The 24735-nt window shown below is 56.8% G+C and carries 22 protein-coding genes; 11 read left to right on the forward strand and 11 right to left on the reverse strand.

All coding sequences use genetic code 11. The features are described from left to right. The first annotated feature begins 7 nt into the window (after window positions 1–7). Complete coding sequence (gene hpt, locus USH94_RS09795; RefSeq protein WP_008501948.1) at window positions 8–544, forward strand: hypoxanthine phosphoribosyltransferase; 537 nt, start codon at window positions 8–10, stop codon at window positions 542–544. A 61-nt stretch (window positions 545–605) separates the two neighbouring features. On the opposite strand, the gene can is transcribed toward hpt, so the two are convergent. Further along, the gene (can, locus tag USH94_RS09800) at window positions 606–1268 is read right to left on the reverse strand and encodes a carbonate dehydratase (RefSeq protein ID WP_008501947.1); all 663 of its coding nucleotides are present in this window, start codon (window positions 1266–1268) and stop codon (window positions 606–608) included. A gap of 107 nt (window positions 1269–1375) precedes the next feature. Between can and USH94_RS09805 the strand changes: the two genes are divergently transcribed. The 4 genes from USH94_RS09805 to USH94_RS09820 all read left to right on the forward strand — a co-directional run bounded on the left by USH94_RS09805 (window position 1376) and on the right by USH94_RS09820 (window position 4924). Continuing rightward, complete coding sequence (locus USH94_RS09805; protein WP_008501946.1) at window positions 1376–2302, forward strand: ABC transporter ATP-binding protein; 927 nt, start codon at window positions 1376–1378, stop codon at window positions 2300–2302. After that, on the forward strand, window positions 2299–3069 hold the full coding sequence (locus tag USH94_RS09810) for an ABC transporter permease (RefSeq protein ID WP_023334536.1): 771 nt from the start codon (window positions 2299–2301) through the stop codon (window positions 3067–3069). The genes USH94_RS09805 and USH94_RS09810 overlap by 4 nt, the downstream gene beginning before the upstream one ends. Before the next feature lie 104 nt (window positions 3070–3173). Continuing rightward, window positions 3174–3614, forward strand: a complete 441-nt coding sequence (locus tag USH94_RS09815) for a PTS sugar transporter subunit IIA (protein WP_111964015.1) — start codon at window positions 3174–3176, stop codon at window positions 3612–3614. A gap of 62 nt (window positions 3615–3676) precedes the next feature. Further along, window positions 3677–4924 carry a polysaccharide deacetylase family protein gene (locus tag USH94_RS09820; RefSeq protein ID WP_111964014.1) on the forward strand — a complete coding sequence of 416 codons (1248 nt, stop codon included), beginning with the start codon at window positions 3677–3679 and terminating at the stop codon, window positions 4922–4924. Between the two features lie 3 nt (window positions 4925–4927). Here the strand turns inward: USH94_RS09820 and panD are convergent, their stop codons facing one another. The 9 genes from panD to thpR form a co-directional block, all read right to left on the reverse strand. Beyond that, window positions 4928–5308 (reverse strand): aspartate 1-decarboxylase, encoded by a 381-nt coding sequence (gene panD, locus USH94_RS09825; RefSeq protein WP_006810068.1) that lies wholly within the window; start codon window positions 5306–5308, stop codon window positions 4928–4930. Window positions 5309–5341: 33 nt separating this feature from the next. After that, complete coding sequence (gene panC, locus USH94_RS09830; RefSeq protein WP_111964013.1) at window positions 5342–6193, reverse strand: pantoate--beta-alanine ligase; 852 nt, start codon at window positions 6191–6193, stop codon at window positions 5342–5344. An 11-nt stretch (window positions 6194–6204) separates the two neighbouring features. After that, window positions 6205–6996, reverse strand: a complete 792-nt coding sequence (gene panB, locus USH94_RS09835) for a 3-methyl-2-oxobutanoate hydroxymethyltransferase (RefSeq protein WP_045401071.1) — start codon at window positions 6994–6996, stop codon at window positions 6205–6207. A gap of 122 nt (window positions 6997–7118) precedes the next feature. Further along, the gene (folK, locus tag USH94_RS09840) at window positions 7119–7598 is read right to left on the reverse strand and encodes a 2-amino-4-hydroxy-6-hydroxymethyldihydropteridine diphosphokinase (protein WP_111964012.1); all 480 of its coding nucleotides are present in this window, start codon (window positions 7596–7598) and stop codon (window positions 7119–7121) included. Beyond that, complete coding sequence (gene pcnB / locus USH94_RS09845) at window positions 7595–8992, reverse strand: polynucleotide adenylyltransferase PcnB (protein WP_072254544.1); 1398 nt, start codon at window positions 8990–8992, stop codon at window positions 7595–7597. Before pcnB ends, folK begins: the two co-directional genes overlap by 4 nt. Window positions 8993–9034: 42 nt before the next feature. Next, window positions 9035–9925 carry a tRNA glutamyl-Q(34) synthetase GluQRS gene (gene gluQRS / locus USH94_RS09850; protein WP_111964011.1) on the reverse strand — a complete coding sequence of 297 codons (891 nt, stop codon included), beginning with the start codon at window positions 9923–9925 and terminating at the stop codon, window positions 9035–9037. 59 nt (window positions 9926–9984) lie between these two features. Beyond that, the gene (gene dksA / locus USH94_RS09855) at window positions 9985–10440 is read right to left on the reverse strand and encodes an RNA polymerase-binding protein DksA (protein WP_001155232.1); all 456 of its coding nucleotides are present in this window, start codon (window positions 10438–10440) and stop codon (window positions 9985–9987) included. A 176-nt stretch (window positions 10441–10616) separates the two neighbouring features. Next, the gene (gene sfsA, locus USH94_RS09860) at window positions 10617–11321 is read right to left on the reverse strand and encodes a DNA/RNA nuclease SfsA (protein ID WP_111964010.1); all 705 of its coding nucleotides are present in this window, start codon (window positions 11319–11321) and stop codon (window positions 10617–10619) included. Beyond that, on the reverse strand, window positions 11311–11865 hold the full coding sequence (thpR, locus tag USH94_RS09865) for an RNA 2',3'-cyclic phosphodiesterase (RefSeq protein ID WP_111964009.1): 555 nt from the start codon (window positions 11863–11865) through the stop codon (window positions 11311–11313). Before thpR ends, sfsA begins: the two co-directional genes overlap by 11 nt. 73 nt (window positions 11866–11938) lie before the next feature. Here thpR and hrpB point away from each other — a divergent pair, with 73 nt between their 5' ends. The 6 genes from hrpB to fhuB all read left to right on the forward strand — a co-directional run bounded on the left by hrpB (window position 11939) and on the right by fhuB (window position 23246). After that, window positions 11939–14368, forward strand: coding sequence for an ATP-dependent helicase HrpB (gene hrpB, locus USH94_RS09870; RefSeq protein WP_111964008.1), 2430 nt, complete (start codon window positions 11939–11941; stop codon window positions 14366–14368). Between the two features lie 144 nt (window positions 14369–14512). Further along, a complete protein-coding gene (gene mrcB, locus USH94_RS09875) occupies window positions 14513–17038 on the forward strand; it encodes a bifunctional glycosyl transferase/transpeptidase (RefSeq protein ID WP_111964007.1) in 2526 nt (841 codons plus the stop codon). Between the two features lie 235 nt (window positions 17039–17273). Then, complete coding sequence (gene fhuA / locus USH94_RS09880; RefSeq protein WP_111964006.1) at window positions 17274–19529, forward strand: ferrichrome porin FhuA; 2256 nt, start codon at window positions 17274–17276, stop codon at window positions 19527–19529. A gap of 50 nt (window positions 19530–19579) precedes the next feature. Further along, the gene (gene fhuC, locus USH94_RS09885; protein WP_111964005.1) at window positions 19580–20377 is read left to right on the forward strand and encodes a Fe3+-hydroxamate ABC transporter ATP-binding protein FhuC; all 798 of its coding nucleotides are present in this window, start codon (window positions 19580–19582) and stop codon (window positions 20375–20377) included. Continuing rightward, entirely contained in the window at window positions 20377–21267 is an 891-nt protein-coding gene (gene fhuD / locus USH94_RS09890; protein ID WP_111964004.1) for a Fe(3+)-hydroxamate ABC transporter substrate-binding protein FhuD, read from the forward strand. Before fhuC ends, fhuD begins: the two co-directional genes overlap by 1 nt. Further along, window positions 21264–23246 (forward strand): Fe(3+)-hydroxamate ABC transporter permease FhuB, encoded by a 1983-nt coding sequence (gene fhuB, locus USH94_RS09895; protein ID WP_111964003.1) that lies wholly within the window; start codon window positions 21264–21266, stop codon window positions 23244–23246. Before fhuD ends, fhuB begins: the two co-directional genes overlap by 4 nt. A 93-nt stretch (window positions 23247–23339) precedes the next feature. Here fhuB and hemL read toward each other — a convergent pair whose 3' ends face one another. Further along, window positions 23340–24620, reverse strand: coding sequence for a glutamate-1-semialdehyde 2,1-aminomutase (gene hemL, locus USH94_RS09900; protein WP_111964002.1), 1281 nt, complete (start codon window positions 24618–24620; stop codon window positions 23340–23342). Window positions 24621–24735: the final 115 nt, after the last annotated feature.

The raw sequence follows: 24735 nt of genomic DNA on the forward strand, positions 1-24735 counted from the left end.
TAGTAATATGAAACATACTGTTGAAGTGATGATCCCGGAAGCCGAGATCAAAGCGCGTATCGCCGAACTGGGTCGTCAAATCACCGAACATTACAAGGACAGCGGCAGCGAAATGGTGCTGGTCGGTCTGTTGCGTGGCTCTTTCATGTTCATGGCAGACCTTTGCCGTGAAGTGCATGTGCCCCACGAAGTCGATTTTATGACCGCCTCCAGCTACGGCAGCGGCATGTCCACGACCCGTGATGTGAAAATCCTGAAAGACCTGGATGAAGATATTCGTGGCAAAGATGTGTTGATCGTTGAAGACATTATCGACTCCGGCAACACGCTGTCAAAAGTGCGCGAGATCCTGAGCCTGCGTGAGCCAAAATCTCTGGCGATTTGTACGCTGCTGGATAAACCTGACCGCCGTGAAGTTCAGGTGCCGGTAGAGTTCGTGGGTTTCTCAATTCCTGACGAGTTCGTCGTCGGTTACGGCATTGACTACGCGCAGCGTTATCGTCATCTGCCGTATGTAGGAAAAGTGGTATTGCTGGACGAGTAATTGCGGGCTGATGCCCTCACCCCGGCCCTCTCCCGCAGGGAGAGGGAGAATATCCCCGGCTTTATTTATGATTCACATGCTTAAGCTGAAGGTTGGCAATCCCAGAACGGTAACGCTGCTCCAGCGTTTCGCGGTTGGTGGCAGTCACTTCCAGATTGCGCAGCAGACCATCGTGAATTCCGTACGCCCAGCCGTGGATAGAGACCTTCTGCCCGCGTTTCCACGCTGATTGCATGATCGTTGAGTGGCCCAGGTTATACACCTGCTCCATCACGTTGAGTTCGCAAAGGGTATCCATGCGACGCTCCTGCGGCATTTCACCCAGCAGTGAGCTATGTTTGAACCAGATATCGCGGATGTGCAGTAGCCAGTTATCAATGAGCCCCAGTTCCGTGTTTTCAACCGCCGCCTGCACGCCGCCGCAGCCGTAATGGCCGCAAATGATGATGTGCTCGACTTGCAGAACGTCAACGGCATACTGAACAACAGAAAGACAGTTGAGATCGGTGTGAATCACCAGATTGGCAACGTTGCGGTGAACGAACAGTTCGCCGGGCTCAAGGCCTGTCAGGCGCTCCGCCGGTACGCGGCTGTCGGAGCATCCAATCCAGAGAAAGCGTGGGTTTTGCGCCTGCGCGAGTTTTCCAAAAAATCCGGGGTCTTCCTCCACCAGCATTTTTGACCATAGTGCATTGTTGCTGATGAGTGTATCTATGTTGTTCATGGAGGTTAGCGACCTGTAACCGAGTAATTGCGTTGCGCTACTATAGGGTAACCCGACTTTTAATGAAACCACACAACGTGTGTCAGAACTGAAGGTAAGTTAATTTCATGGCAATTGCACTGGAGCTTGAACAGCTTAAAAAAACCTATCCGGGCGGCGTTCAGGCGCTACGCGGAATAGATCTTAAAGTAGAGGCCGGTGATTTTTACGCGCTTCTGGGGCCGAACGGCGCGGGGAAATCGACCACCATTGGGATTATCAGCTCGCTGGTCAACAAAACGTCCGGCCGGGTGAGTGTCTTTGGTTACGACCTGCAAAAAGATGTGGTGAACGCCAAGCGCCAACTGGGTCTGGTACCGCAGGAGTTCAACTTCAACCCGTTCGAGACGGTGCAGCAGATCGTCGTTAACCAGGCGGGTTATTACGGCGTCGAGCGTAAAGAAGCCCTTGAACGGAGCGAAAAATACCTCAAGCAGCTCGACCTGTGGGAAAAGCGTAACGAACGCGCACGGATGTTATCCGGCGGGATGAAGCGCCGCCTGATGATTGCCCGTGCGCTTATGCACGAGCCAAAACTGCTGATTCTTGATGAGCCAACGGCGGGCGTAGACATCGAGCTGCGACGCTCCATGTGGGGCTTCCTGAAGGATCTCAACGACAAAGGCACCACCATTATTCTGACCACCCACTACCTTGAAGAGGCTGAAATGCTCTGCCGCAACATCGGCATCATCCAGCACGGTGAGCTGGTGGAGAACACCTCGATGAAGAATCTGCTCTCCAAGCTGAAATCAGAAACCTTCATTCTCGATCTGGCGGCTAAAAGCCCGCTGCCGAAGCTTGAAGGGTATCAGTATCGTCTGGTGGATACCTCGACGCTGGAAGTGGAAGTGCTGCGCGAGCAGGGGATTAACAGCGTGTTCTCGCAGCTGAGCGCGCAGGGGATTCAGGTCTTAAGTATGCGTAACAAAGCGAACCGACTGGAAGAGCTGTTTGTCTCTCTGGTACAGGACAAACAAGGAGACAAGGCATGACGCATCTTTACTGGGTCGCGCTGAAAAGTATCTGGGCGAAAGAGATTAACCGCTTTATGCGTATCTGGGTGCAAACCCTGGTGCCACCGGTCATCACGATGACGCTCTATTTCATCATCTTCGGTAACCTGATTGGTTCCCGGATTGGTGAAATGCACGGCTTTACCTATATGCAGTTTATCGTGCCGGGTCTGATCATGATGGCGGTGATTACTAACGCCTACGCCAACGTAGCGTCGTCATTCTTCAGCGCTAAGTTCCAGCGCAATATTGAAGAGCTGCTGGTTGCGCCTGTGCCGACGCACGTCATTATCGCGGGCTATGTTGGCGGCGGCGTAGCGCGCGGGCTGTGCGTGGGCATCCTGGTCACGGCGATTTCACTGTTCTTCGTGCCGTTCCAGGTCCACTCGTGGCTGTTCGTCGCGCTGACGCTGCTACTGACGGCAATCCTCTTTTCGCTGGCCGGATTACTGAACGCTGTGTTCGCTAAGACGTTTGACGATATCAGCCTGATTCCGACCTTTGTGCTGACGCCGCTGACCTATCTCGGCGGGGTGTTCTACTCCCTGACGCTGCTGCCACCGTTCTGGCAGGCGCTGTCGCACCTGAACCCGATTGTCTACATGATCAGCGGTTTTCGCTTTGGCTTCCTCGGCATTACCGATGTGCCGCTGTTTACCACGGTTGCGGTGCTGGTGGTGTTCATCATCGCCTTCTACCTGCTCTGCTGGTATCTGATCCAGCGCGGACGCGGTCTGCGCAGCTAATCTTTTGCCCGGCGACGTTTAGTTTGCCGGGCACTTTCTTTGACAGTTATCACCGAAAGCTAACCTTCACTTCGCTAAACTACTTGCCTGCTAAGGAGAGAGTTATGCTGGGATGGGTTATCACCTGCCACGATGAACAGGCGCAGGAAATGCTGGATAAGCTTGAAGCCAGATTTGGCCCGCTGGTGCAATGCCGGGCGGTAAACTACTGGCGCGGGTTGAGCACCAACATGCTTAGCCGCATGATGTGCGATGCCCTGCATGAAACGGACACCGGTGATGGTGTGATTTTCCTTACCGATAAATCGGGCGCGGCGCCTTACCGTGCAGCCGCTTTGCTCAGCCATAAGCATGCATGCTGTGAAGTGATCTCGGGTATTAACCTCTCCCTGCTGACGTTAATGTATCCGCAGCGTGAAGCCTTAAGCAGCGCTGAGTTTCGTCAGGCTATCGTGGCACAGGGCGTTCCGGGCGTCAGCAGCTTGTGGCATCAGCAGCAAAAAAATCCTCCTTTCGTCCTGCTCCACGATTTGTATAAGAATTAAACGTTGGTATTGATGTCTCATTTGTTACAATAGCGGCAGTTTTCCGCACCGATTAAGACACCATGCTACCGCGCATTCTTTTCCTGCTATTGATGCTCATTTCCGGCGTCAGCTCAGCCAGTTTACTCAGTCAGCAAAAGCTGCCTGCCCAGTACATGCAAACCACCGAAGACGCGGCGATCTGGGCGCAGGTGGGTAACAGCGTGATCAACGTCGGTAACGTGCGCGCCGGGCAGATCCTCGCCGTTGTGCCCGCGGCGGCGGACTACTATGAATTTCGCTTCGGTTTTGGCACGGGTTTTATCGATAAAGGGCACCTGGAGCCGGTTCAGGGGAAACAGCGCGTCGAGGACAGCCTCGGGGATCTCAATAAACCCCTGAGCAATCAGAATCTCATTACCTGGAAAGACACGCCGGTGTATAACGCGCCGTCGAGCGGTAGCGCGCCGTTCGGCACATTAAGCGCCAATCTTCGCTATCCCATATTAAACAAACTGAAAGACCGCCTGAATCAGACCTGGTTTCAGATCCGCATCGGCAATCGTCTGGCGTGGATCAGCAGCCTGGATGCGCAGGAAGATAATGGACTTCCGGTTCTGACCTACCATCATATTTTGCGTGATGAAGAAAACACGCGCTTTCGACATACGTCCACGACCACCAGCGTACGTGCGTTTAACAACCAGATGGCCTGGTTACGCGATCAAGGCTATACCACCCTGACGATGTACCAGCTGGAAGGGTACGTGCGTAACAAAATGAACCTGCCTGCAAAATCGGTGGTAATAACCTTTGACGACGGCCTGAAATCTGTCAGCCGCTATGCCTATCCTGTGCTGAAAGAGTACGGCTTCAAGGCTACCGCATTTATTATCTCTTCCCGCATTAAAGGCCACCCGCAGAAATGGGATCCTAAATCGCTGCAGTTTATGAGCGTGCAGGAGATTAAGGGCATTCAGGATGTGTTTGATATTCAGTCTCATACCCACTTCCTGCACCGCGTGGATGGGTATAAGCACCCGATTTTACTGAGCCGCAGCTATCACGTGATTTTGTTTGATTTTGAACGCTCGCGTCGCGCGCTGGCGCAGTTTAACCCGCGCGTGCTCTATCTTTCCTATCCGTTTGGCGGCTACGACAATAAAGCGATAAAGGCGGCAAATGATGCCGGTTTCCATCTGGCAGTGACGACGGTGAAAGGGAAGGTGAAGCCGGGGGATAATCCGTTCTTACTGAAACGCCTGTACATCTTAAGAACGGATTCGCTGGAAACAATGTCGCGGCTGATCAGCAATCAGCCGCAGGGATAATGCTTAAGCAACCTGAACCGGAATCGCCTTCGCGGTACGTTTCATGTCGTTGTCGCCTTCAAAATAGGCGACTTTCGGCTGCCAGCGGCGTGCCTCTTCATCAGACATCATCACGAAGCTGGCGATAATCACAATATCGCCCACGTCCGCGCAGTGCGCTGCCGCGCCGTTAACGGAGATGATTTTAGACCCGCGCTCGGCGGCGATGGCATAGGTTGAGAAACGTTTGCCGTTGTTAACGTTCCAGATATCAATCGCTTCGTTTTCAAGGATGCCCGCGGCATCAAGGAAATCCTGGTCGATGGCGCAGGAGCCTTCATAGTGCAGGTCGGCCTGGGTGACTTTCACACGGTGAAGCTTACCTTGCAGCATTTTGCGAATCATTATGTTTACCTTTCATCTTCCGGGTAGAGAAACCTACGCCAGTTCAACCACTTTGTTGTCGATTAGGCGGGCCTGACCAAGCCATGCCGCCACCAGAATGACTGCACGTTTGCTGGTCTGTGTAAGCTCCAGAAGCGTGTCGGCATCGCGAATTTGAATATCATCAGCGCGGAAGCCTTTATCGTTCAGCGCCTGTTCAGCCAGAGCAATAATCTCTTCGGCAGTTAACTCTTTCGCCAGAAGCTGTTCTGCCATGGTATTCATGACCTTGCTTAAGCCAGGCGCGATTTTACGCTGGTCGGCGGTCAGGTAGCCATTTCGCGAGCTGAGCGCCAGACCGTCTTTGGCGCGTACAATCGGTACGCCCACAATCTCGATATCGTAACCCATATCCGCAACCATCTTGCGGATCAGCGCCAGCTGTTGGAAATCTTTCTCTCCGAAGCAGGCAACGTCCGGCTGCACAAGGTTGAACAGCTTGCTGACGATAGTGGAAACGCCGCGGAAATGACCCGGGCGGCTCGCGCCTTCGAGCATGGTGGAAATGCCCGGGACGTCAACGTAGGTTGCCTCTTCAGTACCCTGCGGGTAAACATCCGCCGGTGCAGGTGAGAAGACGATATCCGCATGGCGTTTTTTGAGCTTCTCGCAATCTTCCTGCAGGGTACGCGGATAGCGTGCCAGATCGTCGGCGCGGTCAAACTGCATTGGGTTAACGAAGATACTGACCACCACGATATCTGCACGGGCTCTTGCTTCGTCAACCAGTTTCATATGGCCGTCATGCAGGTTGCCCATGGTCGGGACCAGTGCGATACGTTTACCTTCCTGACGCGCACGACGGATATGCTGGCGAAGCAGCGGCAGGGTTTCAATGATTAGCACAACGAGACTCCTTAATGGAAACTGTGTTCTTCACCCGGGTAAACACCGGATTCAACGTCGGCAATATACTGCCTGACCGCAGCGCGCATGTCGCCCGCTTCGGTGAGGAAATTTTTGGCAAATTTTGGAATATGTCCGCCAGTGATGCCAAAGGCGTCGTGCATCACCAGAATCTGACCGTCAGTCACGTTACCCGCACCAATACCAATCACCGGAATCGACAGAGCTTCAGTAATGCGCTTCGCCAGCTCAACCGGCACGCACTCCAGCACCAGCAGTTGGGCACCTGCGGCTTCCAGTGCCAGGGCATCATCCAGCAGCGTCTGGGCTGCATCACCACGGCCCTGCACTTTATATCCACCAAAGATGTTGACGGATTGCGGCGTCAAACCCAAATGGCCGCACACCGGTACTGCGCGCTCGGTAAGCATCTTCACCGTATCCACCAGCCAGGCGCCGCCTTCAACTTTGACCATATTAGCGCCAGCGCGCATCACCGCTGCCGCGTTTTCAAATGCCTGCTCCGGCGTAGCGTAGGCCATAAACGGTAGATCGGAAAGCAGCAGGCAGGCTGGGGCGCCACGGCGCACGGCGCGGGTATGGTAAGCGATATCCTCAACCGTCACCGGCAGGGTGGAATCATGTCCTTGTACCGTCATCCCTAACGAATCTCCGACCAGCATGACGTTGATCCCCTCTTCGGCAAACAGTTTGGCGAAGCTGTAGTCATACGCGGTGATGGTGGCGAAGCGTTTTTTTTCCTGTTTGCATTTCTGCAGTAAGGAGATGGTGGTTGGTTTCATACTGTTTCCTGATAGCCCAAAGCGAATCTTTGCGCATTCTAACAGTAACATTCGAGGGAACAATGATTTTAGGTAACCGATTAGCCACAATTATTTTGAGGCTAATCAGCAAGGGAACCCGCTCACCAGCGAGTGGGTCTTTCCGCGTTGAGGCTGTCCAGAATGGACTTGAGTGGGGTGCCATCCGGGAAGATAAGATCGGGGGCGACTTCAAACAGCGGCCAGAGCATAAACCCGCGATTTTTCATGTCGTAATGCGGAACGGTGAGACGTTCAGTGTTAATGGTCTCGTGACCAAACAGCATAATGTCGAGGTCCAACGTGCGCGGTCCCCAGCGCTCGGCTTTGCGAACGCGGCCCTGCTGCAGTTCGATGCGCTGGGTATTGTCCAGCAGCTCTTCTGGGCCCAGTTCAGTCTCAAGGATCACGGCGGCGTTCAGATAATCAGGCTGATCCTGCGGACCCAGCGGCGGAGTGCGGTAGAACGAGGAGACAGCCACAATCTTGCTTTGCGGGATCTCACCCAGCGCCTTTACGGCAGCATTCACCTGCTCCAGCGGAGAGGCTAAATTGCTGCCGATGGCGATACAGGCGAGGGTCATGCTGTCCCTTCACGACGCGGCGCGCGTTTGCGCGGACGACGATGACGGCGACGCGGTTCCGGCTCTTCATCCAGCCCGGTCAACATATCTTTCTGCTCTGGCGGGGCGGAGACCTGGAATTCAGCCCACCACTGCGCCAGACGCTGCAGCTCCTGGTTGCGTTCAATTTCCGCGCGCAGCGACAGGAGATCGAAGGCAGCGCGGAATTTAGGATGCTCCATCAGCTTCCAGGCGCGTTTGCCCTGACGACGGGACATGCGCAGCTGAAGCTGCCAGATGTCGCGCACCAGAGTGGTAATACGTTTCGGAATGGCGAGCGTGCGGCAGCCTTCGTCCAGCACGTCGTTGGCGGCCAGCGCGAACGCATCGTAATAGGCGAGCCCGCTCTCCTGGGTAATGCGCTGGGCCGTTTCCAGCAGCGGATACCAGAACATCGCGGCAAACAGGAACGCCGGGTTCACGCGCATGTCGTTGCGAATGCGGGTATCGGTATTTTTCAGCACCTGCGCAATCATCCGCTCCATTGGGCTATCACCGTTTTCGGTGAAGTAGCGGGTAATGGTCGGGAACAGCGGCTGGAACAGGTTGTATTCGCGCAGCAGATTGTAGGTTTCAAAGCCGTGGCCGGCCTGCAGCAGCTTCAGGGCCTCTTCGAACAGGCGGGCAGGGGGCACGTCGTTAATCAACGTCGCCAGACGCGGAATAGGCTCTGCCGTTTCCGGACTGATGCGCATGTTCAGCTTGGCGGCGAAACGCACGGCGCGCAGCATACGCACGGGATCTTCACGATAGCGCGTTTCCGGCGTGCCGATCAGACGGATCAGACCTTCTTTCAGGTCCTGCATGCCGCCGACATAATCGCGCACGGTGAAATCCGCCACGCTGTAATAAAGGCTGTTGATGGTGAAGTCGCGACGCTGGGCATCTTCTTCGATAGAGCCGAAGATATTGTCACGCAGTAGCATACCGTTCTGGCCGCGCTGTGACGTGGTGCGATCGGACGCGCCGGCTTCGTGGTGGCCGCGGAAGGTTGCCACTTCGATAATTTCCGGGCCAAACATCACGTGAGCCAGACGGAAACGGCGGCCAACGAGACGGCAGTTACGGAATAGTTTGCGCACCTGCTCAGGCGTGGCGCTTGTCGTCACGTCGAAATCTTTCGGTTTTTTGCCCAGCAGTAAATCACGCACTCCACCGCCTACGAGATAGGCCTCGTAGCCCGCTTTATTCAGACGATAGAGCACCTTGAGGGCATTTTCACTGATATCTTTGCGGGAAATTGTGTGCTGCTCACGCGGAATAACCGACATGTGTGGCTGTGCAATAGCATCGTTCGCCATGCTCTCTTCGCGGCTTAGCACTTTACGGCAAAAATTAGCGACTCGGGTAAAAATGGTACACCTCGTAGTGTGTTTTGTTATGAAAAAAGCGGCTAATCATAGCTCAGCGCAACGCATTTGAGAATGCTGGATTTTTGGCACTGCCGCGAGCGTCCAGTTGGCAACGGCCATTTTCAGCAGTTCGTCAATACGCAGATCCTGCCATTCGTTGGTTACATTCTGGTTGAGAAACCGCAGCGCGTCGATCAAAACAGGGCGCGGATCGCCCTCTGGCAGGGCCGGGGCGTGGTTCTGCTTTGACAATTTTAAGCCCTGCGCATTAACCGCCAGCGGCAGATGAATGTAATCCGGCGCCGTCCAGCCAAACTGGTGATAAAGCGAAATTTGTCGCACGGTGGGCTCGACCAGATCCGCCCCGCGCACAATCTCCGTCACGCCCTGAAAACGATCGTCGACGACCACGGCCAAGTTGTAGGCGAAAAGGCCGTCACGACGGTGAATAATAAAATCCTCACGCGCCAGACGTTCATCGGCATTAATCTCACCGGAGAGGAGATCGTTAAAGCGCGTCACCGGGGAGCGCTGCTTGATGCGCACGGCGGCATTTTCCGGGGGAAGGTTGAGCGTACGACAGTGGCCATCATAGACCCCTCCTACGCTCTGGATACGGGCGCGGGTGCAGGTGCAGTTATAGGAAAGCCCCCGATCTCGAAGCCAGGCCAGACGTTCCCGATAAGCATCGTGACGTTTTGACTGCCAGAGAACCTCGTCATCCCAGTGAAGACCGTAATGTTCCAGCTGACGCAGAATAGTCTCTGCTGCACCGGGAACTTCACGCGGAGGGTCAATATCTTCAATGCGGACAAGCCATTTTCCCAGGCGGGCGCGAGCCTGCAGGTAGCTGCCGAGCGCGGCAATTAATGAGCCGAAGTGTAATTCACCGGAAGGAGATGGCGCGAAGCGCCCAATATAGTGTGATTCAGACATATCAACAGTAACAAGGCGGGAGAGACTCCCGCCTTTGGAGTGTGTAAACAGCGCTGGTGTTAACCGGCCATCTGTTTTTCGCGGATTTCGGCCAGCGTTTTACAGTCGATGCACAAATCGGCGGTTGGACGCGCTTCCAGGCGACGAATACCGATTTCAACACCGCAGGATTCGCAGTAGCCAAAATCTTCGTCTTCGACTTTTTTCAGCGTTTTCTCGATCTTTTTGATCAGTTTGCGTTCGCGGTCACGGTTACGCAGTTCGAGGCTGAACTCTTCTTCCTGAGCGGCACGGTCTACCGGATCCGGGAAGTTGGCAGCTTCATCCTGCATATGAGTAACGGTGCGATCGACTTCATCCCTGAGTTGATTACGCCATGCTTCAAGAATACGCTTGAAGTGCGACAGCTGGGCTTCGTTCATATACTCTTCGCCCGGCTTCTCTTGATACGGCTCCACCCCAGCGATGGCGAGAATACTCAGGGACGATGTTTTACGGTTTTGCCCTTCTTGCATGTTGCTTCTCCTTAACACGCACTATCGATCCCCGTGTTGGGGGAAAAATCAGGTCGCTATAAATAGCAGATGCTTTTCCGTATGGCAATTATCTAAACGTAACACTTGACAAGCCTGTGAGGAAAAGCGTATTTGCGCACGCGGCCAGAACACTTATTCGTCAATCGTCTAATCCCTTACAAGACAATGGGAAGAGAGGATCTCAGAGTCATATTATCGGCAGAAAGTTCCGCTTTATAAGCGAAAACCTCTACCCCCTGCTTTTGTGCCTCATTCAACAATTGCGCGTATTTAGGGTCAATATGGCGGGCAGGGGAGAAACGTTCAATGGCTGAATGCAACACCGCAAACAGCAATACGGCGCGTTTGCCCGCCGCCGCAACACTCATTAGCTCTCGCAGATGCTTCTGGCCACGTAGCGTTACCGCATCCGGGAAGTAGCCATTTTCCTGTCCCGCTAACGTCACTGATTTCACTTCAATATAGCACTCCGGCCTGTCTTCCGCCTGTAACATGAAGTCAATTCTGCTGCCCTCATCGCCATATTTCACTTCACTTTTATGCGTGCCATATCCCACCAGTTCGGGAATTGTGCCAAGGGTCAGCGCTTCCTTAACCAGCTGATTGGCGCGCTGGGTATTAACGCAAATAAATGCCCCGTTTTGGGTTTCGGTCATTTCCCAGGTATGGGCATATTTCCGTTTACTATTTTCTGATGTGGAATACCAGACCCTGTCACCCGGCGTCGCACATCCCGTCATGGCACCGGTATTGGGGCAGTGCAGGGTGAGCTGAACCCCTTCGGGGGTAATCACGTCGGCGAGGAAGCGTTTGTAGCGTTGGATTAACGTGGCGTGCTGCAGAGGAGGACTAAACTTCATCAGAATTCCTTTCGGTGTTGCCCAGCGTCCAGCGCTGTAGTGGCGTATAGCGGGTGCGTCCCAGTGCAAAGACGGATTCATAAAGCGCGAATGTGTTGACCGGAAACGCCCAGTGAAAACCCGGCGGCGGGATGGCAACGGCCTGACCGGCATCGCGCAGTAGCGTGATATGCGGATGAAACGGCTGTGGGCTCTGATAACAGCCGCTGCGCGCCGCCTGCGCGCGCAGCATGTTCGCCAGCTGTAATAATCCGCGCGGCGGCTGGCGCGTTCCCAGCCAGACCACGCGCGAACGTAGCCACTGACCCGCGTCGTCAAGTTGCAGCGTAAATTCCGGCTGGGCAATACGCCCGGCCATTGCGGCTAATGCCCGCTGTTTTTCGGCGCTGACATCTCCCAAAAAGGCCAGCGTCAGGTGCAGGTTAGCCGCCGCAACAGGACGGCCTGCTTCCGGCGCGAAGTTGTCGGCACGCCAGCGAACAATTTGACGCTGTATCGTGGTGGGCAATTCAATGGCAAAAAACAGCCGTTTCGACTCAGGCATACGGAGGACTCGGTAATGATATGCGCCGATGCTACAATGTACGCCGACTAATGTTAACCCTCTGGAGCTGTTAGTGTCCTCATTGCCGGTCGCCGTCGTTCTTCCTGACCTTCTCGCTGCCTTACGCCATTCCCCGCAGGTTTTGCTCAATGCCCCGACGGGGGCGGGTAAGTCCACCTGGCTTCCGCTGCAGATTCTGAAAGACGGGAACATCAGCGGGAAAATTATCCTGCTGGAGCCGCGCAGGCTGGCCGCGCGCAACGTGGCGCAGCGTCTGGCGGAGCTGCTGAATGAAAAACCGGGCGAAACGGTAGGTTACAGGATGCGTGCCGAGACCTGCGTTGGCCCGACCACGCGTCTTGAAGTGGTCACCGAGGGCATTCTTACCCGCATGCTGCAAAACGATCCGGAGCTGAACGGCGTTGGGCTGGTGATCCTGGATGAATTCCACGAGCGCAGCCTGCAGGCGGATCTGGCCCTCGCGCTGTTGCTGGACGTTCAGCAGGGGCTGCGCGACGATCTCCGGCTTTTGATAATGTCGGCCACGCTGGACAATGAGCGGCTACGGCAGGCGCTACCCGATGCGCCTGTTATCAGCTCTGAAGGGCGAGCGTATCCAGTTGAACGCCGCTATCAACCGCTTCCGACCCACCAGCGTTTTGACGAAGCGGTCGCCATCGCAACCGCAGAACTGCTGCGTCAGGAACCCGGCTCGCTGCTTCTGTTTTTGCCGGGTGTCGGTGAGATCCAGCGCGTGCAGGAGCACCTATCTACCCGCGTAGGCGGCGATGTGCTGCTTTGCCCGCTTTACGGCGCGCTGTCGCTGCAGGATCAGCGTAAAGCTATCCTTCCTGCTCCGGTTGGGCAGCGCAAGGTGGTGCTGGCAACCAACATTGCTGAAACCAGTTTGACCATTGAAGGTATTCGCCTGGTGGTGGATAGCGCGCAGGAGCGGGTAGCAAGCTTTGACCCGCGTACCGGGCTGACTAAACTCCTGACGCAGCGCATCAGCCAGGCGTCGATGGTGCAGCGCGCTGGCCGAGCGGGGCGTCTTGAGCCGGGTATCTGCCTGCATTTGACCAGCGCGGAACAGGCTGAACGTGCTGCACAGCAAAGCACGCCAGAAATTTTACAAAGTGATTTGTCTGGTCTGGTGATGGATCTGCTGCAGTGGGGCTGTCCGGATCCTGAACAGCTTACCTGGCTTGATTCTCCCCCTGTCGTTAACCTCGCCGCTGCGCGCACGTTGCTGACGCAGCTTGGCGCGCTGGAAGGCGAGCGTCTGACGGCGCGCGGCCAGAAAATGGCAGCGCTGGGCAACGATCCGCGTCTGGCCGCGATGCTGGTGGCTGCGCAAGGGGAAGATGAAATTGCCACGGCGGCAAAACTGGCGGCTATTCTTGAGGAGCCGCCGCGTGGAGGCAACAGCGATCTGGGGCAGGCTTTTTCGCGCAATCAGGGAAACTGGCAGCAGCGGGCGCAGCAGTTGTGCAAACGCCTGAATAGCCGGGGAGGAGCGCCTGACAGCGATAAGATTGCCTTCCTGCTGGCCCAGGGCTTCCCTGACAGGATTGCGCGTTGGCGCGGGCTGGACGGTCGCTACCAGCTGGCAAACGGCATGGGTGCGATGCTGGACAGCGATGACGCCCTGACGCGTCATGAGTGGCTGATTGCGCCGCTCCTGCTGCAGGGCAGCCATTCTCCGGATGCGCGTATCCTGCAGGCGATAGCCGTAGATATTGACGCCCTGACGCGTACCTGTCCGCAGCTGCTTCAGCAATCTGATACCGTGGAATGGGATGACGCCCAGGGCACGCTGAAGGCGTTTCGTCGCAGCCAGATTGGGAAATTGACTTTAGGGACGAAGCCGCTGGCGAAGCCGTCGGAAGAAGAGCTCCATGAGGCCATGCTGAACGGCATTCGGGAAAAAGGGCTGAACGCCCTGAACTGGACGCCGGAAGCGGATCAGTACCGCATTCGTCTGCACTGCGCCGCGAAGTGGCTACCGGAATATAGTTGGCCTGCGGTGGATGACGAGACGCTGCTCGCTACGCTTGAGCGCTGGCTACTGCCGCAAATGAGCGGCGTGCACTCCCTGCGAGCCCTTAAGGCGCTTGATGTTAAGACCGCGTTACAGAATTTACTGGACTGGTCATTACGTCAACGTCTGGATAGTGAACTGCCAGGGCATTACACTGTGCCGACCGGAAGCCGGATTGCCATCCGTTATCATGAGGAAAATCCGCCGGCGCTGGCGGTTCGGATGCAGGAGATGTTTGGTGAAGCCACCACGCCGTCCATTGCGGAAGGGCGCGTGCCGTTGGTGCTTGAACTGCTGTCGCCTGCGCATCGCCCCTTGCAGATCACCCGAGATTTAGGGGCGTTCTGGGCGGGGAGCTACCGTGACGTGCAGAAAGAGATGAAGGGGCGATACCCCAAACACGTCTGGCCGGACGATCCGGCGAATACGGCACCGACGCGGCGAACGAAGAAATATTCGTGAAAGGGATGTGCGGCCTGATGCCCTCACCCCGCCCCTCTCCTGCGGGGAGAGGGAGAAAACACATTTTGAGAGATTTCTTCTTTCACAGGCCTGTGAAAGAAAAGAAAATCTGGCCTTTGCGCCTGAAAGTTGCGGAGAAAAAGCATGGCGGGGAATGACCGCGAGCCAATAGGACGTAAGGGAAAACCAGCGCGTCCGGCGAAAGAAAAGGTAAGCCGTCGTCGCCTCAGAGATGAGGACTATGACGATGACTATGAAGACGATTATGAGGATGAAGAACCGATGCCGCGTAATGGAAAAGGCAAAGGGCGTAAGCCTCGGGGCAAGCGCGGCTGGTTCTGGCTGCTGCTGAAGCTGTTTATTGTTTTTGTCGTGCTGATGGCGATTTACGGCGTGTATCTCGATCAGAAGATCCGCAGCCGTATCGACGGTAAAGTCTGGCAGCTACCTGCGGCAGTGTATGGCCGTATGGTGAACCTTGAGCCAGATATGTCCATCACTAAGAACGAGATGGTTAAACTGCTGGAAGCCACCCAGTATCGTCAGGTGTCAAAAATGACGCGCCCTGGCGAATTTACCGTGCAGGCGAACAGCATTGAGATGATCCGTCGTCCGTTTGATTTCCCGGACAGTAAAGAAGGACAGGTGCGAGCGCGTCTGACCTTTGACGGCGATCGTCTGGATACCATCGAGAACATGGATAACAACCGTCAGTTCGGTTTCTTCCGTCTCGATCCGCGTCTGATCACCATGCTTTCGTCAGCAAACGGCGAGCAGCGTCTGTTCGTGGCGCGTAATGGCTTCCCGGATCTGCTGGTCGATACCCTGCTTGCAACCGAAGACCGTCACTTCTACGAGCACGATGGCATCAGCCTCTACTCGATTGGTCGTGCGGTGCTGGCTAACCTGACTGCCGGTCGGACCGTGCAGGGGGCGAGTACGCTGACCCAGCAGCTGGTGAAGAACTTGTTCCTCTCCAGCGAACGCTCTTACTGGCGCAAAGCGAACGAAGCCTACATGGCCGTGCTGATGGATGCGCGCTACAGCAAGGATCGTATCCTTGAGCTGTACATGAACGAGGTCTACCTCGGTCAGAGCGGCGATAACGAAATCCGCGGCTTCCCGCTGGCGAGCCTGTACTACTTTGGTCGCCCGGTGGAAGAGCTGAGCCTGGACCAGCAGGCGCTGCTGGTGGGCATGGTGAAAGGGGCGTCCATTTATAACCCGTGGCGTAACCCGAAACTTGCGCTGGAGCGTCGTAACCTGGTGCTGCGTCTGCTGCAACAACAGCAGGTGATCGACCAGGAGCTGTACGACATGCTGAGCGCGCGTCCACTCGGGGTTCAGCCGCGCGGTGGGGTGATCTCGCCTCAGCCTGCGTTTATGCAGCTGGTGCGTCAGGAGCTGCAAAGCAAGCTTGGCGATAAGGTCAAAGATCTCTCCGGCGTGAAGATCTTCACCACCTTTGACTCCGTGGCGCAGGATGCGGCAGAAAAAGCAGCGGTAGAAGGCATTCCGGCGCTGAAGAAACAGCGTAAGCTCTCCGATCTGGAAACCGCGATGGTGGTGGTTGACCGTAACACTGGCGAAGTTCGCGCGATGGTGGGCGGTGCCGAGCCGCAGTTTGCTGGCTATAACCGCGCCATGCAGGCGCGTCGCTCAATCGGTTCTCTGGCAAAACCAGCAACCTATCTCACTGCCCTGAGTCAGCCAAATCAGTATCGCCTGAATACCTGGATTGCGGATGCGCCGATCTCCCTGCGCCAGCCCAACGGCCAGGTCTGGTCACCGCAGAACGATGATAAACAGTTCAGCGGGCAGGTCATGCTGGTGGATGCGTTGACCCGTTCCATGAACGTGCCAACGGTGAACCTGGGCATGTCGCTGGGACTGCCAGCGATTGTCGATACCTGGCAAAAACTTGGCGTGGCGAAAGATCAGCTGCACCCGGTACCGGCGATGATCCTGGGCGCGCTTAACCTGACGCCGATCGAAGTGGCGCAGGCGTTCCAGACTATTGCCAGCGGGGGTAACCGCGCGCCGCTGTCTGCCCTGCGTTCGGTGATTGCCGAAGATGGCTCCGTACTGTATCAGAGCTTCCCGCAGGCGGAGCGTGCAGTTCCTGCTCAGGCCGCCTATATGACGCTGTGGACGATGCAGCAGGTAGTGCAGCGCGGTACCGGGCGTCAGCTGGGTGCGAAGTATCCGGGTCTGCATCTGGCGGGTAAAACCGGGACCACCAACAACAACGTCGATACCTGGTTTGCCGGGATTGATGGCCGTGAAGTGGTGATCACCTGGGTAGGCCGCGATAACAACCAGCCGACCAAGCTGTACGGCGCGAGCGGGGCGATGTCGATTTACCAGCGCTATCTGGCAAATCAGTCCCCGGTGCCGCTGAATCTGGTTGCGCCGGAAGATATCGTCGATATGGGCGTGGACAGCTCCGGTAACTTCGTCTGCGGCGGCGGGATGCGTACGCTCCCTGTCTGGACCGCAAACCCGGACTCGCTGTGCCAGCAAAGCCAGCCAGAACAGCCAACGGGTAACCCGTTCGACCAGTCTTCTCAGCCACAGCAGCCGCAGCAGCAACAGCCGCAGCAGCAGAATGAGAAGAAAGAAAGCGACGGTGTTGCGGGCTGGATTAAAGACATGTTCGGCGGTAACTAACCTTGTAAAGCCCTCTTCCCTGGAAGGGGGTTTTTTTTACCCGTAGACCTCATTTCGTTAACCCTCGTTTTAACTCTGATTAACCCTTCGTTTTCTCTTGATGATTTCTTAAACCCTTAATTCTCATAGGGCCGCTTACTGCTTGCTATGCAACCAGCGTTTCGCATATTATTCTGGCGCTCATAATAATAATTCTCGTTTACGTTATCATTCACTTTCACATCAGAGATTCAACATGGCGCTTTCCAATACTGCTCAGCCAATGAACACGTCGCTGCGTAAACTCGCGGTCGTCGTCGCTACAGCGGTTGCCGGCATGTCAACTTATGCACATGCTGCCGAAACCCCGAAAAAAGAAGAAACCATTACGGTAACAGCAGCTCCTGCGGCACAGGAAAGTGCCTGGGGCCCTGCTGCTACCATCGCCGCAAGGCAATCCGCGACCGGAACCAAAACGGATACCCCTATTCAAAAGGTTCCGCAGTCTATTTCTGTCGTCACTGCCGAAGAGATGGCGCTGCATCAGCCGCGCTCGGTGAAAGAAGCCCTGAGCTATACGCCGGGCGTTGCGGTAGGCACGCGCGGTGCGTCTAACACCTATGACTATCTGATTATTCGCGGCTTCGCAGCCGATGGTCAGACGCAGAATAACTACCTCGACGGCATGAAAATGCAGGGGAACTTCTATAACGACGCGGTGATTGATCCTTATATGCTGGAGCGCGCCGAGATCATGCGCGGTCCGGTTTCCGTTCTGTACGGTAAAAGCAGCCCTGGCGGGTTGCTGAACATGGTCAGTAAGCGCCCAACAACCGAGCCCCTGAAAGAGATCCAGTTCAAAGTCGGCACGGACAGCCTGTTCCAGACCGGGTTCGACTTTAGCGATGCAATCGACGATGACGGCGTTTACTCTTACCGTTTAACGGGCGTTGCGCGTTCTAATAATTCCCAGCAGGAAGGTAAGGGCGAGCAGCGTTACGCCATCGCGCCATCGTTCTCCTGGCGTCCGGATGATAAAACCACCTTCACGTTCCTCTCCTATTTCCAGAACGAACCTGAAACGGGCTACTACGGCTGGCTGCCAAAAGAGGGAACGGTTGATCCGCTGCCGAACGGCGATCGTCTGCCGACGAACTTCAACGAAGGCGCGAAGAACAATACCTATTCCCGTAACCAGAAAATGGTGGGATACAGCTTCGACCACGAGTTCAACGATACTTTTACCGTGCGTCAGAACCTGCGCTATGCGCAGAATAAAACTTCCCAAAACAGCGTCTACGGCTACGGCATGTGTTCCGATCCGCTCTACTCGAGTAATCCGGCATCCAGCCCTTGCGCGAGCGTTCCTCAGTCGCAGTGGGGTCATACGCTGACTCGCCAGTATGTGATCGATAATGAGAAGCTGGAAAACTTCACTGTTGATACGCAGTTGCAGAGCAAGTTCGCGACAGGTTCACTCGATCATACTCTGCTGACTGGGGTGGATTTCATGCGCATGCGTAATGACATCGACTCGTGGTTCGGCTATGCCGGTTCCGTTGCGCCATCTGATATCTATAACCTCGATCGTAGCGATTTCGATTTCGGTTCACATCCTGGACCGTCAGGTGCCTATCAGGTGTTGAACAAGCAAAAACAGACCGGCGTTTACGCTCAGGATCAAATTGAGTGGGACAAAGTCCTGGTAACCCTGGGCGGTCGTTATGACTGGGCCGATCAGGAATCCTACAACCGCGTGACGAACACCACCTCCAAACGTGATGATACCCAGTTCACCTGGCGCGGTGGCGTTAACTACCTGTTTGATAACGGTGTAACCCCGTACTTTAGCTATAGCGAGTCGTTTGAACCGGCTTCTCAGACCGGAGCGAACGGCAACGTCTTTGCACCGTCTAAAGGCAAACAGTACGAAGCGGGCGTGAAATACGTGCCGAACGATCGTCCGATCGTCGTCACCGGTGCGTTGTACCAGTTGACCAAAACCAACAACCTGATGGCGGACCCGGCGGGCTCCTTCTTCTCGGTACAGGGCGGTGAAATCCGCGCGCGTGGCGTAGAGGTGGAAGCGAAAGCGGCCCTGTCTGCGAGCGTTAACCTGGTAGGTTCTTATACCTATACCGATGCCGAATACACCACAGACACCACTTATAAAGGCAACACGCCTGCTCAGGTTCCAAAACACATGGCATCGCTGTGGGGTGATTACACGCTGTTTGACGGTGCGCTGTCTGGCCTGACGCTGGGTACCGGCGTGCGTTACACGGGTTCAAGCTATGGCGATCCGGCGAACTCCTTCAAAGTAGGCAGCTACACCGTTGTCGATGCGCTGGTCAGATACGATCTGGCACGCGTTGGCATGGCTGGCTCAAACGTCGCGCTACACGTGAACAACCTGTTCGATCGTGAGTACGTTGCCAGCTGCTTTAATACTTACGGCTGCTTCTGGGGTGCTGAACGTCAGGTTGTTGCCACCGCGACCTTCCGCTTCTAATCTCTCTTCGGGCACGGTTCGCCGTGCCCTTTTTATTTAAGTTGGCTGATATGCAGGATAATCAAACGCAACCCGACACCACCTTTACGCTTAACCATCTCTCCTTTCGCGTACCCGGGCGCACCTTGCTGCATCCGCTCTCTTTGACGTTTCCCGCAGGTAAAGTCACTGGCCTGATTGGTCATAACGGTTCCGGTAAATCTACGCTGCTCAAGATGCTGGGGCGCCATCAGCCGCCTTCTGAAGGCGATATTCTGCTGGATGACCAGCCGCTGGAAAGCTGGAGCAGCAAAGCGTTTGCCCGCAAAGTGGCCTATCTGCCGCAGCAGCTGCCGCAGGCGGAAGGGATGACGGTGCGTGAGCTGGTGGCAATTGGGCGTTATCCCTGGCACGGGGCGCTTGGGCGCTTTGGCGTTGCTGACAGAGAGAAAGTGGAAGAGGCGATTGCGCTGGTCGGGCTGAAACCGCTGGCGCACCGTCTGGTGGATAGCCTGTCCGGCGGCGAACGCCAGCGCGCGTGGATTGCGATGCTGGTGGCGCAGGACAGCCGCTGCCTGCTGTTGGATGAGCCAACCTCCGCGCTGGATATCGCCCATCAGGTCGACGTCCTGGCGCTGGTGCATCGCCTGAGCCAGCAGCGTGGCCTGACGGTCATTGCGGTCCTGCACGATATCAACATGGCCGCGCGCTATTGTGACTACCTCGTCGCGCTGCGCGGGGGCGAGATGATTGCCCAGGGGACACCGGCAGAGCTGATGCACAGCGAAACGCTGGAACATATTTACGGTATTCCTATGGGTATTCTGCCTCACCCGGCCGGGGCTGCACCGGTGAGCTTTGTCTACTGATGCTGAATAACACACGCATTAGCCGCCGTCGCCTGCTGACGGCGATGGCGCTCTCGCCGCTGCTGTTAAAAATGAATACGGCGCGTGCCGCCGCCGTCGATCCGCACCGTATTGTGGCCTTGGAGTGGCTGCCGGTCGAACTGATGATGGCGCTCGGCGTCACGCCCTACGGCGTCGCGGACATTCCCAACTATAACCTCTGGGTGAACGAGCCGAAGCTGCCGGACTCGGTGATCGACGTCGGCCTGCGAACTGAGCCAAATCTCGAACTGCTCACCCAGATGAAACCCTCGTTCCTGTTCTGGTCTGCGGGCTACGGTCCCTCAGAGGAGGTCATGGCGCGCATTGCGCCCGGGCGCGGATTCGCTTTCAGCGACGGTAAAAAACCGCTGGCCGTAGCGAAAAATTCGATTAACGAGATGGCGCATTTCCTCAACCGCGAGGCGGAGGCCAAAAAACACCTCGACGAATTTGATGCCCTGATCGACTCCCTGAAGCCGCGCTTTGCTCACCGGGGCGATCGTCCGCTGCTGATGGTGACGCTGCTGGATGCCCGCCATATGCTGGTCTTCGGTAAAAACTGTCTGTTCCAGGAGGTGCTGGACAGCTTCGGCATTCGTAATGCCTGGGAAGGGGAGATGACGTTCTGGGGCAGTACCGCCGTGGGTATCGACCGTCTGGCGGCGTTTCGCGACGTGGACGTGCTGTGTTTCGACCACGGCAACGAACGCGACATGCAAACCCTGATGGCGACTCCGCTCTGGCAGGCGATGCCGTTTGTGCGCGAGAAGCGCTTCCAGCGCGCTCCGGCGGTCTGGTTCTACGGCGCGACGCTGTCGGCCATGCATTTTGCCCGCGTGCTGGATAACGCGCTGGGAGGTAAAGCATGAGTACGCGTATCGCCCGCTTCCCGGCGCTGCTGTTATCCCTGCTTTTTCTGGTTGCGCTGGTATTAACCGGGTTCAACCTCTCTACAGCGTTACCACGCGCGCAGTGGGGGGCCGCTCTGGCATCGCCGGATATCGACAATATTCAGCAGATGCTGTTCCACTACAGCCTGCTGCCGCGTCTGGCAATCTCCCTGTTAGTCGGTGCCGGTTTAGGGCTGGTGGGCGTGCTGTTCCAGCAGGTTTTACGTAACCCGCTGGCAGAGCCAACCACGCTCGGCGTTGCGACCGGCGCACAGCTTGGGATCACCATCACCACCCTGTGGACGCTGCCGGGAGCGTTAACCTCGCAGTTTGCGGCACTCGCGGGTGCGTGCGTGGTGGGCGCGCTGGTCTTTGGCGTGGCCTGGGGCAAACGCCTTTCTCCCGTGACGCTTATCCTGGCCGGGCTGGTGGTGAGCCTGTACTGCGGGGCGATTAACCAGCTGCTGGTGTTGTTCCATCACGATCGGCTGCAAAGCATGTTCCTGTGGAGTACCGGCACGCTCACCCAGACCGACTGGAGCGTTGTAGAGCACCTCTGGCCGCAGCTGGCTGGCGGTGTCGTGCTGACGCTGCTGCTCCTGCGCCCTCTGACGCTCATGGGGCTGGACGATGGCGTGGCGCGCAATCTCGGTCTGGCCCTGTCGCTGGCTCGTCTGGCGGCGCTGACGCTGGCGATCGTATTGAGCGCCCTGCTGGTGAACGCGGTCGGCATTATCGGGTTTATCGGCCTGTTTGCGCCGCTGCTGGCGAAAATGCTCGGCGCGCGTCGCCTGCTGGCGCGTCTGATGCTGGCGCCGCTGATTGGGGCGCTGATCCTTTGGCTTTCCGATCAGCTCATTCTCTGGCTGGCGCAGGTATGGAGGGAAGTGTCTACTGGCTCTGTGACCGCGCTTATCGGGGCGCCGCTGCTGCTGTGGCTGCTCCCGCGCCTGCGCAGCATGAGCGCACCGGCGATGGACGCGGGCGATAAAGTCTACGCTGAACGTCAGTCGGTGCTGTGGTTTAGCCTTGCCGGTCTGGCGGTGCTGATTATCGCCTCGTTCGCGGCGCTATCATTCGGCCGCGATGCCTCGGGCTGGCACTGGGCAACGGGCGATTTACTCAACGACCTGCTGCAGTGGCGCTGGCCGCGTATCTTTGCTGCGCTGATCGCAGGGGTAATGCTGGCGGTAGCGGGGTGCATTATTCAGCGTCTTACCGGCAACCCGATGGCGAGTCCGGAAGTGCTTGGGATCAGCTCTGGCGCCGCCTTTGGCGTGGTGCTGATGCTGTTCTTTGTGCCGGGCAATGCGTTTGGCTGGCTGATGCCTGCCGGCAGTCTCGGTGCGGCAGTTACGCTGCTGATTATCCTGATTGCCGCCGGTCGCGGCGGGTTTTCACCGCACCGCATGCTGCTGGCGGGAATGGCGCTCAGCACCGCGTTCACGATGCTGCTGATGATGCTGCAGGCGAGCGGCGATCCGCGTATGGCGAAGATTCTGACCTGGATTTCCGGCTCAACGTATGGCGCCACCGGCAGCCAGGTGATCTGGTCCGGGATGGTGATGGTCGTGCTGCTGGCGATGGTGCCGCTGTGCCGACGCTGGCTGACTATTCTGCCGCTCGGCGGCGAAAGCGCGCGTGCGGTGGGAATGGCGCTGACGCCAGCGCGTGTGGCCTTGCTGCTGCTGGCGGCGTGCCTGACGGCGACGGCAACCCTGACGATTGGACCGCTGAGCTTTGTCGGGTTAATGGCGCCGCACATTGCCAGAATGATGGGATTTCGCCGGACGATGCCGCATATTGTTATGTCGGCCCTGACGGGCGGGGTGATGCTGGTGTTTGCGGACTGGTGCGGAAGAATGGTGCTGTTCCCGTATCAGATCCCGGCGGGACTGCTGTCGACCTTTATCGGTGCGCCGTACTTTATTTATCTGTTGAGAAAGCAGAGTCGGTAATAAAAGCAAACGGCAATCCTTAGATTGCCGTTTTAGTGTTTGCTCCCTCTCCCCGTGGGATAGGGGTGGGGTGTGGGCATCAAGCCGCACATCTTACAGCTTCGCAAACACCTTACGCGCGGCGTCGATGGTGTTGTTGATATCATCTTCGCTGTGCGCCACGGACATAAAGCCCGCTTCGAACGCTGACGGTGCCAGATACACGCCTTCTTCCAGCATCAGGTGGAAGAAGCGCTTGAAGCGCTCAACGTCGCACTTCACCACGTCCTGATAGCAGGTCACGGTTTTCGCGTCGGTGAAGAAAATCCCGAACATCCCGCCCACGTGGTTGACCACCAGAGGGATACCGGCCTCTTCTGCCGCTTCCAGCAGGCCGTTTGCCAGCTGCGTGGTACGGTCGGTCAGGGTTTCGTGAATGCCTGGCTGAGCCACTTCGGTCAGGCAGGCAAAGCCCGCCGCCATGGCGATTGGGTTACCGGAGAGCGTGCCCGCCTGGTAAACCGGGCCGGTTGGCGCCAGAGCTTCCATCACGTCCTTACGCCCACCGAATGCGCCGACCGGCATGCCGCCGCCGATGATTTTGCCGAGGCAGGTCAGGTCCGGCTCGACGTCGTAGTAAGACTGGGCACCCGCCAGCGCCACGCGGAAGCCGGTCATGACTTCATCGATGATCAGCAGCGCGCCGAACTCGTCGCACAGGGCACGCAGGCCCGGCAGGAAGTCAGGCTGCGGTGGGATACAGTTCATGTTGCCGGCAACCGGCTCAACGATGATGCAGGCGATCTCCTGCGGATACTGCTCGAACGCCGCGCGAACGGTAGCAAGATCGTTGTAGGTGCAGGTCAGGGTGTGCTTCGCGAAATCTGCCGGTACGCCCGGGGAGTTCGGCTGGCCGAGCGTCAGCGCGCCGGAACCCGCTTTCACCAGCAGGCAGTCCGCATGACCGTGGTAACAGCCTTCAAACTTGATGATTTTATCGCGGCCGGTAAAACCGCGCGCCAGGCGGATGGCGCTCATGGTGGCTTCGGTACCGGAGTTCACCATACGCACCATGTCCATGGTAGGCACCAGTTCAGTCACCAGCTCCGCCATTTTCACTTCCATTTCGGTTGGCGCACCGAAGCTCAGGCCGCGCTGGGCGGCTTCAATTACCGCGTTACGAATAGCCGGGTGGTTGTGACCCAGCACCATCGGGCCCCAGGAGCCGACGTAATCGATATAGACTTTGCCATCGACATCATACAGATACGCGCCGTCAGCACGTTCGATAAACAGCGGCGTACCGCCCACGCCGGTGAAGGCGCGCACAGGTGAGTTCACGCCACCCGGAATAAGCTCGCGGGCTGCACTGTAGAGGTTTTCAGACTTGCTCATGGCGTCGTTCCTGGTTCGTATAAAATGGTTAAGCCCACTATTCTAAGTGATTCGGGGATGGTTATGAAATTTTTAGCCGGGTAATGCTTTAAGATTTGTTAAGTAATTTTCAGGA

Source organism: Enterobacter sp. 148H3 (assembly GCF_034107425.1).
Lineage (GTDB): Bacteria > Pseudomonadota > Gammaproteobacteria > Enterobacterales > Enterobacteriaceae > Enterobacter > Enterobacter vonholyi.